The organism is Methylocystis sp. MJC1, from assembly GCF_026427715.1.
GTDB lineage: Bacteria > Pseudomonadota > Alphaproteobacteria > Rhizobiales > Beijerinckiaceae > Methylocystis.
On the sequence record NZ_CP107559.1, the window covers coordinates 188,386 to 202,558 of the forward strand.

10 protein-coding genes are annotated in these 14,173 nt (G+C 60.5%); 8 read left to right on the plus strand and 2 right to left on the minus strand.

Annotated elements, in window-relative coordinates; translation table 11 throughout:
- The first annotated feature begins 46 nt into the window (after nucleotides 1–46).
- The 8 genes from OGR47_RS19710 to OGR47_RS19745 all read left to right on the plus strand — a co-directional run bounded on the left by OGR47_RS19710 (nucleotide 47) and on the right by OGR47_RS19745 (nucleotide 11,440).
- Entirely contained in the window at nucleotides 47–3,199 is a 3,153-nt protein-coding gene (locus OGR47_RS19710) for an efflux RND transporter permease subunit (protein WP_165050731.1), read from the plus strand.
- A complete protein-coding gene (locus OGR47_RS19715) occupies nucleotides 3,186–4,172 on the plus strand; it encodes an efflux RND transporter periplasmic adaptor subunit (protein ID WP_165050728.1) in 987 nt (328 codons plus the stop codon). Before OGR47_RS19710 ends, OGR47_RS19715 begins: the two co-directional genes overlap by 14 nt.
- Nucleotides 4,173–4,175: 3 nt before the next feature.
- The gene (locus OGR47_RS19720) at nucleotides 4,176–5,696 is read left to right on the plus strand and encodes a TolC family protein (RefSeq protein ID WP_267270099.1); all 1,521 of its coding nucleotides are present in this window, start codon (nucleotides 4,176–4,178) and stop codon (nucleotides 5,694–5,696) included.
- A 175-nt stretch (nucleotides 5,697–5,871) separates the two neighbouring features.
- Nucleotides 5,872–6,699, plus strand: a complete 828-nt coding sequence (locus OGR47_RS19725; protein WP_165050793.1) for a chromate resistance protein ChrB domain-containing protein — start codon at nucleotides 5,872–5,874, stop codon at nucleotides 6,697–6,699.
- Nucleotides 6,696–8,069 (plus strand): chromate efflux transporter, encoded by a 1,374-nt coding sequence (chrA, locus tag OGR47_RS19730; protein WP_165050724.1) that lies wholly within the window; start codon nucleotides 6,696–6,698, stop codon nucleotides 8,067–8,069. Before OGR47_RS19725 ends, chrA begins: the two co-directional genes overlap by 4 nt.
- A gap of 24 nt (nucleotides 8,070–8,093) precedes the next feature.
- Nucleotides 8,094–8,981 (plus strand): DUF1259 domain-containing protein, encoded by an 888-nt coding sequence (locus OGR47_RS19735; protein WP_165050722.1) that lies wholly within the window; start codon nucleotides 8,094–8,096, stop codon nucleotides 8,979–8,981.
- A gap of 23 nt (nucleotides 8,982–9,004) precedes the next feature.
- The gene (locus OGR47_RS19740; RefSeq protein WP_165050719.1) at nucleotides 9,005–10,231 is read left to right on the plus strand and encodes an IucA/IucC family protein; all 1,227 of its coding nucleotides are present in this window, start codon (nucleotides 9,005–9,007) and stop codon (nucleotides 10,229–10,231) included.
- A 15-nt stretch (nucleotides 10,232–10,246) separates the two neighbouring features.
- Nucleotides 10,247–11,440, plus strand: a complete 1,194-nt coding sequence (locus tag OGR47_RS19745) for an MFS transporter (protein WP_165050717.1) — start codon at nucleotides 10,247–10,249, stop codon at nucleotides 11,438–11,440.
- A 554-nt stretch (nucleotides 11,441–11,994) separates the two neighbouring features.
- Here the strand turns inward: OGR47_RS19745 and OGR47_RS19750 are convergent.
- Complete coding sequence (locus OGR47_RS19750) at nucleotides 11,995–13,005, minus strand: sensor histidine kinase (protein ID WP_306792328.1); 1,011 nt, start codon at nucleotides 13,003–13,005, stop codon at nucleotides 11,995–11,997.
- A gap of 349 nt (nucleotides 13,006–13,354) precedes the next feature.
- The gene (locus OGR47_RS19755) at nucleotides 13,355–14,047 is read right to left on the minus strand and encodes a response regulator transcription factor (protein WP_165050713.1); all 693 of its coding nucleotides are present in this window, start codon (nucleotides 14,045–14,047) and stop codon (nucleotides 13,355–13,357) included.
- Nucleotides 14,048–14,173: the final 126 nt, after the last annotated feature.

The window sequence follows — 14,173 nt, forward strand, 5'->3', positions numbered from 1 at the left end:
AGGCGATCCGATCCGCGCTAACGACATTCCTGTAAAGGGTAGGCGGATGAACTTGGTCTCCTTCGCGCTTCGTCGACCGATCACCGTTGTGGTTTTGGTTGTCGCCACGGTTTTGATGGGCGTCTTCGCGACGCTGCGGATGCCGCGCGATATTTTTCCAAACCTCGGAATCCCCGTTCTCTACGTCGCCCAGCCTTATGGCGGGATGGATCCGGCGCAGATGGAAGGGTATCTGGTCAATTATTACGAATATCATTTTCTTTACATTACCGGCATAGAACACGTTGAGTCGAAGTCGATACAGGGCGTCGGGCTTATCAAGCTTCAATTTCAGCCCGGCACGGACATGGCCGGCGCGATGGCCGAGACGGTGGCCTATGTCAATCGAGCCCGCGCCTTCATGCCGCGCGGCACGGTTCCGCCATTCGTCATGCGCTTCGACGCCGGCAGCGTCCCGGTCGGCGATCTCGTCTTTTCGGACGAAAGCGGCAAGCTGAGTCTCAAGGAGCTACAAGACGCCGCCCTTTTTAGGGTCCGTCCATTGTTCGCGACCTTGCCCGGCGTTTCGGCGCCACCGCCATTTGGCGGCAGCCCCCGCGCCATCGTCATCAGCGTCGATCCAGAACGGCTGACGGGCTACAATATGAGCCCCGACGAGATCGTCCAAGCAATCGTTAAGGGCAACGCTATCAGCCCTTCCGGCAACGTTCGCTTTGGCTCCCAAATGCCAATGGTCCCGGTCGACACTGTCGCGACGGACGCCTCCCGGTTTGGAGATATCGCCATTCGCTCCGACGGGACCCGGACCATCTACGTTCGCGATATTGGAACCGTGGCCGACTCTTCGGATATCGAATTTGGGTACGCCCTTGTTAACGGCCGGCACACGGTCTTCATCCCCGTTACGAAGCGCGCGGACGCCTCGACGCTAAGCGTCGTGAGCCTCGTAAAAGAAAATATCCCGAAGTTTCAGGCGGTGCTGCCGCCTGGCGCGAAGGTCAGCTATGAGTTCGACCAGTCGCCTTTTGTCAATCGCGCGATAAGCGGCCTCACGCAAGAAGGCGGCGTCGGCGCCGTGCTTACCGGGTTCATGGTCTTGCTTTTCCTGCGCGACTGGCGAAGCGCGCTCGTCGTCGTGGTGAACATCCCTTTGTCAATCTTGGCGGCGACGGTTGCGCTTTGGGCGTCCGGGCAAACGATCAATTTGATGACGCTTGGCGGGCTGGCGTTGGCGGTCGGCATATTGGTGGACGAAGCGACCGTCGCCATTGAAAATATTCATGCGCACATGGCCCGCGGCTCGCCGCTTGCCAATGCCGCTTACGATGGCACGACCGAAACGATTACTCCTCGCTTTCTTGCCATGCTTTCAATCCTTGCGGTGTTTATCTCGGCCTTCTTCATGAAAGGCGCCGCGCGCAGTCTCTTCGTGCCGCTGGCGCTCGCGGTCGGCTTTGCGATGGTTGCGTCTTTCATACTCTCTTCCACGCTCGTCCCGGTGCTTACCATTTGGTTGCTGAGAGGCCATGGCAGCGCTCATGACGGCGGTCCCTCGCGCTTTGGTCGGTTCCGAGACCGCTACCGCGAATTTCTCGTTAGGGTCGTGCGGCGACGAGGCGTGGTGCTCGCTTCCTATCTGATTATCGCCGGCTTGGTTACCGCCGTTGCCGGCGGCGCGCTCAGCCGGGCGATTTTCCCGGTCGTAGACGCCGGTCAACTGGCGTTTCGGATGAGCGCCCCCGCAGGCACGCGCATCGAGGAGACGGAGAAGCTCGCCGGCAAGACAATCGAGATTATCCGCAGCGAGGTCGGGTCTGAAAATGTGGGTCTTACGCTCGGCTTCGTGGGCGTGCAAAATGCAGCCTATCCAATCAACACGATCTATCTCTGGACAAGCGGACCGCAGGAAGCCGTCTTGCAATTGCAGCTCAGTCGAGAATCCCGGATCAATGTCGCGGAGCTGGTCGAACGGCTTAGAGCGAGGCTCTCTCAAGAGCTTCCCGATGTGCGCTTCAGCTTCGAGCCAAGCGACATCGTCAGCAGGGTCATGAGCTTCGGGGCGCCGACGCCGATCGAAGTGGCCATCAACAGCCCCGACTTCTCGAAGACCCGGGAATTCGCGCAGAAAATCGAGAAGGAGCTGAGACAAGTTCAGAGCCTTCGTGATTTGCAATTCGGACAGCAGCTCGACTACCCGGCCGTAAAGGTTGAGATTGACCGCCGCGTCGCGGGAACCCTCGGCGTTACAGCCGATCAGATCGGCAGGTCGCTTACCGAAGCCACCTCGTCGAGCCGTTTCACGGTTCCCAATTTCTGGGCGGATCCCAAGAGCGGCGTTGGCTACCAAGTGCAAGTGCAAGTACCGCCACGACGCATGGATTCGTTGGAGCAAATCAAGAACATACCTGTCGCTCGAAACAATGAGATGCAGATTGACCTGCGCGCCGTCGCTGATGTGACCAAAGGGACGGTGCTTGGTGAATATGACCGCTACAACATGCAGCGCATGCTGACGCTCCAGGCGAACATCATCGGCGAGGACCTTGGCGGCATCGCCCGTCAAGTCTCCGCGGCTATCGCCAAAGCTGGCGACCCTCCCAAAGGCGTAACGGTGACAGTTCGAGGACAGGTTACGCCAATGGAAGAGATGTTCGGCGGCTTGGCGCTTGGCTTTGGCGTTTCGGTAGTGGCCATCTTTCTACTCTTGGCGGCGAATTTCGAATCCTTCCGCTTGGCGCTTGCGGTGGTGCTCATGATTCCCGCGGTCATGGCGGGCGTGGCCGTTGCTTTGTGGCTTACAAGAACCTCGCTAAACATCGAATCGCTGATCGGTTCGATCATGGCGATCGGCGTCGCGGTGGCGAATGCTATTCTCCTCGTCAGTTTCGCGGAGCGTGATCGCGTTGGCGGCGCTCAGGCACACCAAGCTGCTGTCTCGGGGGCGACTGGCCGGCTGCGTCCGATCCTGATGACCAGTTGCGCCATGATTGCCGGCATGCTTCCGATGGCGATCGGGATCGGCGAAGGCGGGTCGCAGACTGCACCTCTAGGCCGCGCGGTGATAGGAGGCCTGATGGGGGCGACGGTTGCGACGCTGATCATCCTGCCAGCGATTTTTGCGCTTCTTCAGGGGAAAAGCACACGAAAAAGCCCGTCGCTATTGCGTGCCAGTCTGGATCACGCGGATGCTCGCGGCTAATCCTTTTCAAGCGCCATGGCTGCGGAATGTTAAGGTTATGCTTGTTTCAAGGGTCGATTGGTGGCGAGCGGCCAGGCGACTGGGGCTAAAGGCGATCGGCCTTGCGGTTGTTTCGGCGCCTCTGGCTGCGTACGGCGCCGATCCATTCGCAACGGTTGTGTTGCCGGCCACCATTCAAGCGTACTTCGTCACCGATCTCTATGCCAAGGATTCAGGCTTTGTATCGCAGGTGAACAATGACCTCGGCGACCACGTCAAAAAGGGAGCGGTGCTGGCCGTCATCAGCGACCCGGAGCTTCAGGCGCAATTTCAAAAGGCGCAAGCGGCGGTTCAGCAAACCGAGTCCGCCCTCGAGGTCGCGAAACGACAACTGGTTGGCTTGCAGGCTGATCTCGCCTTGCAGCAGGTGACGCTCAAGCGACAGCGTGAATTGTTTGCGGGGCGAGCCGCGACCGCGCAATCGCTCGATGAGGCGCGGGCAAAAGAGGGCGTCGCGAGCGCAGCCGCGGAAACCGGAAAGGCCAAAGTCAAACTGGCTGAGGCCGATGTGACCGCCGCCGAGGCAGAGCTTGAAAGACTCAGCGCCTTGTTACAGTACGACAATATTACAGCACCGTTCGATTGTGTGGTGACTCGCCGCCTCGTAAACCCTGGCGACCTCGTGCAGGCGGCAACGGCGACCCGGACGTCGCCGCTTTTCACCTGCCAAGAGATCGACGTTGTTCGCATCTTTGCCGACGCCCCGGAGTCGGCCGCTGCGGTTATTCGACCAGGACTGCCGGTCGAGATCAGGCTGTCCGGTCCTTCCGCGCAACCCGTTCGCAGCCGCGTCACGCGCATCGCCAACGCGCTCGATGCTGCAACCCGCACCATGCGGATTGAGATAGACGTGCCCAACCCTGATGGGAAATTGTTGCCAGGCATGTACGGCCAAGTAACGCTGACTCCCCAACCCCAGCAGGCGGAGCCATAACGCATGTCGCCTGAGAAGGGGCGAAGCCCACGAAATGGCTTCGTTTGGAGCCCGCCAACAGCGTTTCTGGTGCTTGGTCTGGGTGGTTGTTTGGGTATGTCGCAAGGCGACAAAGCCGAGTTGCTCCGCCCTTCCGTTAGCCCCGCCGCCCAACCCTCAGCCTCTCTAAAGGTCGACGCCTCTCATATCCAACCGATGTATGAGCGCCGGCTGCTGGCGATTGATCTTCCGACAGTCATCCGGATCACCCTCGCTCGCAATATCGATATCCAGGAAGCGCAGCAGCGCGTCGAGGCGTCACGCGGTGAGTTAGACGCCAGCATCGGCATGATTTTTCCTTCGATTTCGCCGCAAATTACGACGCTGGGCATCCAAGGCGCTCTATCGAACGTGACAAACCTGGCGCTGGCGAGCTTTTCTCATACGTTTCCGGCGGTCGTCGTTCAGTGGGTCATAAACCCCGGGCAGGTCGCGTATAATGTCATCGCGTCAAATCGGCGGCTTGAAGCCTCAGAGCAGCAAGACCAAGCGGTCGTGCTGGAAACAACCCGTTTGGCTGCAATTCAATACTACGAGCTCGTATTGGCCCAAGCGCGCGTCGCCGTGGCTCAGCGGGCCATGCGCGAGGCCGAAGAGCTGCTCCGCATTCAGCGCCTGAGAGTCAAAGCTGGCGCTGGATTGCCCGCTGACCAATTGCGCGCCGAGGCGACACTTGCCGGGCGAAAGCAGGACCTGCTGATTGCATTGAATGGCTTCTACAATGCGTCCGTCGCCCTGACAGCAACGCTCCAACTCGACCCCACAATCATGTTGGCGCCGAAAGCGGGCGCTATGGTGCAAACGGCGTTGGTCCGGGAAGACCTGCCGATCGACGACATGCTCGCCATCGCCGTCCAATACCGACCAGATCTAGAAGCGGTTCGCTCTCTCCTCGCAGCCGCCGATGCGGATAAAGGCGCGACCGTTTGGGGTGGATTAGGACCCCAGATCACAGCCTCGCGCACCTTCGCACCACCCCCGCCGGCGGTCGGTTATCCCCCTGCGGGAGCCATCCTGACCAAGGATACGATGTACCGGCAGCAGAAATATCAGGCGACCGCAGGGTTCAATTGGAGCCTCGCGACTTTCGGCAGAATTCGAACGGCGGCTGCTCACGTTAATATGGCCTCTCTCGATCTGGATCGACAACTGGAGCAGGTGCAGACATCCGTAGTTGCGGCCCATCAGGCGAGCATCCTCGCCAAGAAGGCCGTGCCGATCGCCCAGCAGCAGGTAAAGGCGGCAGAAGAGGCGCTGCGACTGACGCAGCAAAATATCTTGGCCGGCACAGGCCTTCTGATCGACGTGCTTCAGGCCCAAGACGCCGCCGACCAAGCGCGCCTGAGAAACGCAACGGCGGTGGTCCAGTACAATCAGGCGCAGATCAATTTGCTCGGCGCCATGGGGCTCCTTGGCGTGGAGAACATACAGCCTCGGGCCCCTGAGCCCGCGGGCAATCATCTTGCCAGCAAAAGTCGACGCTGAACGATCACGGAACGCGTTGCCGGAGCCGTCGCGGCGCAGCGCCGAAGACATTGAATTACGAGAGGGACTTGACTTCTACTACCGGGACGGCAAATTGTCGCCGCATGGGGAAGCGATCTCCCCACGAGGCGACATGCCCAAGAATCGCGTCCGGTTTTTCCACCAAGGGCGCACCATGTCGTCAATCAACTCGATCTCCCCCGACAAGCTTGCGCGTCTCATCGGCGTCCCGCATTGTCCTGCCCTCATCGACGTGCGGGCGGATCAGGACTACAAGGCCGATCCTCGCTTCCTCCCGGGCGCATTACGTCGCCATGCCGAATCCGTCGCAGACTGGGCCCCGGAATTCGTGGGGCAAGCAGTCATTGTCATTGATCGGACGGGCGGGCACGCCAGCGAAGGCGTCGCCGCCTGGTTGCGCCATGCCGGCGCCGCCTCCGCTGACATCCTGACTGGCGGGCATGAGGCCTGGGCCAAGGCCAACGGCCCGCTCATCCAAGCGGCAAAGCTGCCTCAGCGGGACGCTCTTGGGCGAACGGTCTGGGTTACGCGCTCCCGTCCGAAAGTCGATCGCATTGCCTGCCCCTGGCTCATCCGCCGTTTCGTCGACCCAACCGCCGTCTTTCTATTCGTGGCGCCGGCGGAGGTGACAGCCGTCGCCGAGCGTTTCGGCGGCGCCCCCTTCGATATGGAGGGCGTGTTTTGGAGCCATAGGGGCGAGCGTTGCACGTTCGACACCATGCTCGAGGAATGGGGGTTGGCGATAGAGCCTCTGCAGCGATTGGCTGTCATCGTGCGCGGCGCGGATACGGCCCGTCTTAATCTCGCCCCAGAGGCGGCAGGGCTGCTGGCGGCGTCGCTCGGCCTCTCCCGCATGTATGCGGACGATCTTGAGCAGCTCGAAGCCGGGATGGCCCTTTACGACGCCTTTTATCGTTGGTGCAGAGACGCAACGGACGAACCCCACACTTGGCCTGTAACCAAGTCAGGGAGAGCCCCGTGAATCTGCATATCCAAACCAATGTGAGCCAACACGGCGTTTCGCTTGGTGAAGCGTTCCGCGTTTGGGCGCGCATCGCTTTGCTGAGCTTCGGCGGGCCTGCGGGTCAAATTGCGGTGATGCACCGGATCATCGTCGATGAAAAGAAATGGGTGCCGGAGAGCCGCTTCCTGCACGCGCTCAACTACTGCATGCTGTTGCCTGGCCCCGAGGGCCAGCAGCTCGCCACCTACATCGGTTGGCTCATGCACCGAACCCTCGGCGGGCTGATCGCCGGCGGGCTGTTCATCCTCCCCGGCGTCGTCTCGATCATGGCGCTCAGCATCATCTACGCGCTCTGGGGGAATGTCGGGATCGTTGCCGGGCTGTTCTTTGGGTTGAAGGCTGCCGTGCTGGCCGTCGTCGCCGAGGCGGTTATCCGGATTGGCAGGCGCGGCCTCAAAACCTTACCGATGCGCATTCTGGCCGCCGCTTCATTTGCCGGCATTTTCTTCTTCGCTGTGCCGTTCCCGCTGATCATCCTCGCAGCGGCGCTGATCGGCTACATCGAAGCGGCGCGTGGAAATCCCACTTTCGCGGCTGCTGGGCATGGCTCGACGCATGAGGATGGCGAAAGCCTTTTGGGCGACGCCGTGCCCCCTCATTCGCTGCCATCCAAGAAGCGTGCGCTGCGCGTAATCGCGATTTGGCTGGCGCTTTGGCTTGTTCCTGTCACGGCGATTGTATTCACCAACGGCGCCGAGAACGTCTTTTCACAAATCGCGATGTTCTTCAGCAAAATGGCGGTGGTGACTTTTGGCGGCGCCTACGCGGTCCTCGCCTATGTCGCCCAGCAGGCCGTCGAAAACTATCGCTGGCTGACGCCTGCGGAGATGCTCAACGGGCTTGGCATGGCGGAAACGACCCCCGGCCCGCTCATTATGGTGTTGCAATTCGTGGGCTTCACGGCGGCGTTTCGCGCGCCGGGCGATTTGCCGCCATTGCTTGCGGGCGCTCTCGGCGGCTTGCTCGCCACTTGGGTGACGTTTGCTCCTTGTTTCCTCTGGATATTCCTCGGCGCGCCCTACATCGAAAGAGTTCGCGCCAACAAGGCGCTTTCGGGCGCTTTGGCCGCGATCACAGCGGCCGTGGTGGGTGTTATCCTCAACCTCGCCATCTGGTTCGCAATCCACACGGTCTTTCGCAAGACCGTCGCCCTGAACGGCTTTGGGCTGTCGTTTGACGCTCCCGTGCTGGGGAGCGTGGATTCGTGGAGCTTCGCTCTCTCGGTTGGCGCCGCGATAGCGATCTTCCGGTTTCGAATCGGAATGCTCCAAACCCTCGTGTCCTGCTGCCTGGGCGGGATGGGGCTATCTCTCGCGGGGGCGATCTAGACAATCACCGAAAAGGAGAAACCCATGAAAAAGACGCTCACGACAGTCGCGGCGCTCGGCCTTCTCATCCCCGCGTCGGCTTCTGCGGCGGAAGTGGACTGGTCCCAGGTCGACTCCGCAATCGGCAAAAAGGCTATGGTCGTCGGGACGGTGCATAAATACGGCCTGCCGCGCAGCGATCTCCACGTCACGCTCGACGGCGTGGCCGTCAAGCCCGGCCTCGCGCTCGGCGGATGGATCGCATTCGAACCCAAGGGCCACACGGCCATGATGATGGGCGACGTCGTGCTCACTGAAACCGAGGTGACGCCAGTCATGCGCGCCTTGCTGGCAAATGGCGTCAAAGTGACGGGCGTGCACAACCACCTGCTGCGCGCGAGCCCCGCCACCTACTACATGCACATCGACGCGCAGGGAGATCCCGCCAAACTTGCCGGGATTGTTCGCGAGGCGCTCGCGGCGACCAAGACCCCCTTCGAGCCGTCGGCCAGCCCGGCAGGCGAATCTCCAAAGCTCGATTTCGATACCGCGCAAGTGGATGAGGCGCTCGGCGCTCAGGGTAAGAACAACGGCGGCGTCTATCAGTTCAGCATCCCAAGGGCCGACAACATCAAGGCAGGCGGAATGGCCGTCGCCCCAGCTATGGGGACGGCGATCGCCATCAACTTCGAACCGACCGGAAATGGCAAAGCCGCGATCGGCGGGGATTTCGTCGCGGCAGGAAACGAAGTTGAACCGCTCTTGAAGGCGCTGCAATCCAACGGGATCGAGGTGACCGCGCTGCATAACCATATGCTCGATGACGAGCCCAGGCTCTTCTTCGTCCATTTCTGGGCCAACGACGATGCTGTGAAATTGGCTCACGGCTTGAGAGCGGGGCTCGACACCTTGCATGTGGCGCCGAGGAGCTGACGCGCGCAGAATAGAGGCTTGCCGTGAAGCTCGATGACGTCAAGCGCGAGCGATCTCTCCTTTACATGGAGAGATATGTCGATGAAGGGGCGAAGACCTACAGCGTCCTCGCCTCGCGGACCGAAGCCGCGCCCTGCTACCGCCCCGAAAGTGACCAGCCCTCATTCGACCTTATCGCCGTGTTCGTTCCGCCCGAACGCGTTTCGGTCTATGAGGCTGGTTGTCCTTTGGGCCTTTCAAGTCGCTATCTCACAGAGGAAGGCGTCCTTTTCCCCATCCACCCGGAGGCTTGGGCGAGCGATGAGGTTCCTGGACTCGCTGACATTCGCACCCTGCCGCGGGCTCCCGAGATTCCCGTCGCTCCCACCGCTTCGACTCGGACGGTGCTGGTTCTGGAATCGGACGGGAATGTTCCAGCTCACTTCATCAAGCTGCATTATCCCTTCTACATCTCCCGCTTCAAACGAAAGCTCCGGCGCAAGGACATCCACAACGCGGTCGCCGCGACGCGCGAGCTTGCCTTCATCAACTCCCCGAAGTTCGCCTATCTGCCTGAGGTCCTGGGCGTCATTTTCGGCGCCGGAGAGGAAGCTTGGGGCTACCTCCTACGGGAAGCGACGGCTTATCCGCCGATCATCGGCGGCCGTTTCCTCATACCCTGCTTCGCTCTCTATGCGGGGGATCGGCGCGACCCCGGACGGGCGCCTTTGCTGGTGCAACTGATCGACCATCATCAAGCCGACCCCGCGTCTTTTGTCGTCCATGCGATTATCGCGCCGATCATCGAATGCTGGTCGAAGGTTGCGCACGAGCTCGGGCTTCTCCTGCAATCCCACGCCCAAAATCTTCTGCTCGAAGTCGACGAGAAGCTCACGCCGCGCCGGATCGTCCACCGTGACTTCGACGTATGGGTGGACCTTGGCGCCCGCGAAAAAGCGGGTTTGCCGAATCCCTTCCTCGACATAGATCGGCGGCCAGACAAGGTGCACCCGGTGGGTCAGTTTTACAGCTTGATCTACGACCGCTTCATGGGGCGCGGGTTCTTCGATTACCTTCTACGCCTCTTGTCGCTCCACTACGGGGCGAACGAGGAAGCGATACGCCAGGCGGTGCGAGATATCTTCCACCGGGCGTTCCCAGACGCTGACCGTGTCTTCCCGGCGCACACGACCTATTATTTCTCCGACGTCCCGCCTCCCGGACGAGATTTCGATCTCGAGGACACGGGGCAAGCGCCAATATGGCGATAGATTTGCGAGGCGACGATGAAGGCTCCGCTCCGGTCACTCGTCGCGGCGCGGGGCCTCCGCGATTTCGGCGACGGTTTCTTCGCAGTGTTGCTGCCCGTCTACCTGACGGCGCTCGGCTATTCCTCATCCCGGATCGGCCTGCTGGCAGGGACGGCCCTCTTCGGCTCCGCGCTGCTTACTCTCGCAATCGGCGTCCTGGGCGCCCGTTACGAGCATCGGAGCCTGCTGATATTCACCGCCGGTCTGATGACTCTCACCGGCGTCGCCTTTTCATTAACACACTCCTATCTTGTTCTGCTCCTTGTCGCCTTCTTAGGTTCGGTGAACCCATCGGCCAGCACGGCGAGTTTCTTCGTGCCTGTCGAGCACGCCGTTCTCGCACGCGAAGCAGGGGATGCCGACCGAACGCAAGCTTTTGCGCGCTACAGTCTGGTTGGCGGATTGGCCGGCGCCACGGGGGCTCTGGCGGCTGCAATGCCTCATCTGCTGATGCGAATGGGATGGTCGCAGTTGGAGGGGCTTCGGGCGATGTTCGCCCTCTATGCCGTGCTCGGTCTGGCCGGCGGCTTGCTTTACAGCCGGCTTCCGTTATCTCCGCTGTCGCACCGAGATGGGCACGCCCCCGTTCTCGGCCCTTCGCGCAAGATCGTCTATAAGCTGGCGGCGCTTTTCAGCCTCGACGCCTTTGCCGGAGGCTTCTTGGTCCAGTCCCTGTTTGCGCTTTGGCTTTTTCACAAGGGGCTTTCACTCTCGGCGACGAGCGCCTTCTTCTTCGTGTCGGGGATATTGTCTTCGCTTTCCTATCCCGTCGCGTCACGACTTGCGAAGCGCTTCGGCTTGGTAAACACAATGGTCTATACGCATATCCCGGCCAGCCTATGCCTTATCGCCGCCGCCCTCTCCCAATCCCTCGGGGTCACGATCGGTTTTTTGCTCTTGCAGGCGGCGCTATCGCAAATGGACGTGCCGGCGCGCTCGTCATATGTGATGGCGGTCGTCTGCGAAGACGAGCGAACGGCCGCCGCAAGCTTCACGTCGGTGCCTCGCAGCCTCGCGGCGTCGCTTAGCCCCGCTCTCGCGGGAGGGCTTTTTTCGTCGCCCTCGGCCGGCGCTCCTCTCATCATATGCGGCGGCCTCAAGATAATTTACGACCTGCTGTTGCTGTGGCAATTCAGTTCTTTGAAGCCCCCCGAAGAGGGTAAGGCGTAGCCCGGCATGATGATGCCTCGCGGCCATGCAGGCCCCTGGACGCGCTTGTCTCACGACCTAACTGACGGGTCTCAAGCAGTCTGCAGGAGGGCCGGATGACCAGTTTAGGAACCCTGAGCACAGCGGGCGCGCTTTGCGCCGCAGTTGCCGCTTCCCTCCTGCCAAATTCGTCATCCGCAGGCGTCATGAGTGTCGCTGACAAGGGCGGTATCAGCCTGCCGTCGCCTGCCAACCAGGTTGACTGGCGGCCTTACCCACATCGCCACCATCGCTGGCATATGGGCTGGCATTACGGTCATCCACGCTTCCGCTATGGGCTTTACGCAGGGAGGAGTCCAGCCATTTACGGGTCTGGGGCCCCTACAGCTGCCTATGGCGCCGCTAATCCAGCATTTAGTGGTTGCGGCGTTTGTGGCGCCGCCTATCCAATGGGGCAAAGCAGCGACTACGACTATGGAGGCGGCGGATTGTTCACTACGGGGCCCGGAATGTTTTGAGGCATGTGAGCTAAATCGCCGGTTGCGCCGCGACAGAAGAAGGCCATGAATTCGAGCCTAACTTTCTCCTTCCGTCCGCAGCGGCGGGAAGGACAGCTGAACCGTTAAACCAGGAAAGTTGTCTGACAGCGAAATCACGGCGCCATGCAGGCGGGCGACTGCTGATACGAGGCTGAGCCCCAATCCGTTGCCCTGTGAGGCCCTGCTCCTTTCCAGGCGGTAGAAGCGTTTGAAAACATTCTGTCGCTCGCCTTCCGGAATGCCTGGCCCGTTATCCACGACGCAAATCATGCCGCCGCTCATCGCCTCTCTTGTTTCGACGCCGACGCGCCCTCCGTCGGGCCCATACTTCAACGCGTTATCGACGACATTCGCGATTGCGTCGAAGAGCAGATCACGGTCGCCATTGACCATCACTTGGCTGTCGCCGCTTCGCTGCAAAAGGATGTTCCTCTTCTCCGCCGCAGCATCGAACAGCTCGACAATCTCATCCGCGATCTGCGCCAAGTTTACGCGCCGAAACGATTTAGAAATATCGTAGGCCTCTATCTGCGAAATCCTCACCAAGGACATGAACATCCTCAGCACGTCCTCGAGGTCGGCGATGGTGTCCTCTATCAGCAGTTGATCTCGGCCGCTGTCCCGTTCTCGCAATCGCGCCTTTTCAAGGCGTCCCCGCATTCTAGCCAAAGGCGTTCGCAGATCGTGGGCGACATTATCCGTCGCCTGCTTGACCTCGGACATCAGAAGTTGAATGCGCTCGAGCATAATGTTGAGATTTGCCGCAAGCTCATCCCACTCGTCATGCGAGCCACGAAGCGGTATGCGCTTGTCCAAGCCGCTTTGCATGATGGCTCGGCTGGTGGCGTTGATGGCCTCGATCCGGCTGACCGTCCTCTGTGTCACAGAAACGCTCGCGGCTGCGGCAAGGACGAAAACAAGAACGACGCTTAAGCCAAGGGCCGTGTCGATCTCGCCGATAAAACTATCCAGCCCGTCGACTTTTCGCCCGACCAGCAAACGGTCCCCATTTGGGAGCGAAGTGAATGTCACCCGGATCAGGCCCATCCCTCCCGAGGGAGCGATCTCTGCGGGGCCGCTCGCGTCCTTCCGCAGCGCAGGCCATCGATCCAGATTCCCTGCGATCGGCGTCAGAGACGGATCGACCAACAGATAGGCGGCGTCTTTGAAATGCGGATCCGCGCGCTGTCGCCCGATGCGGGCAACAAGAGCCGCCCGTCCTCCGACAACATAGGCGTCTGTTAGGGTGGAAAGGTCGATCCCGATCTCACGATCGACGTTGTGCTGAACATAACCCACAGTGGACCAGCGAACATAAGCGAAGAGCGCAATGACGAACGCGCCGAAGACGCCTATGGCGACGAGCGCCAACTTGTAAGTCGACGAGCGTAAGGTCTTAGCTAGCAACACGGATGCAGAACCCCACGCCACGGATTGTATGGAAAAGCGGGTAATCGTCCCCAAAATCGACCTTGCGCCGAATCCGGCTGACGTAAACATCTATGATGTTCGTCATGGGATCGAAATGCAGGTCCCAGACATGCTGAAGCAGCATTGCCCGAGTAACGACATGTCCTGCATTGCGAACCATGAATTCAAGCAAACGGAACTCGCGAGGCAGCAAGGCGATATCGCGGCAGCCGCGACGCGCGCTCCTTGCGAGAAGATCGAGCTCCAGGTCTCCGACGCGGAGCACGGTCTCTTTGATGACGCTTTCGCTCCGGCGCGCGAGCGCCTCCACGCGCGCTAGTAATTCAGCAAAGGCGAAGGGCTTGACAAGATAGTCATCGCCGCCCGCCCGCAGGCCGCGAACGCGATCGTCAATTTCGCCAAGCGCGCTGACGATCAAGACCGGCGTATTCCGCTCTTCCTCTCTCAGACTCCGTATGATTTCGATCCCGTCGCCGTCCGGAAGCAGGCGATCGATAATGATCACGCCATACGGCGTGGCTCTGGCCTTGCTTAAGCCGGTGGCGAGGCATCCGGCGACATCGACGTCGTAGCCATGCATTTTCAGCGAGTCCGCGAGCTGCTCAACCATCTCGACGTCGTCTTCAACGATGAGGATGGGGCACGGTCGCTCAGACATAATCGCACATCCTGACAACCCCGATGGCGCGCAGCGACAAATCTGCCATGACGCGGCAGGCTCGCAAACTTACTTCTTTGTCAGGAAATAACTTATTTGTCATTGGAATTACGAAGCTTTTTCGCC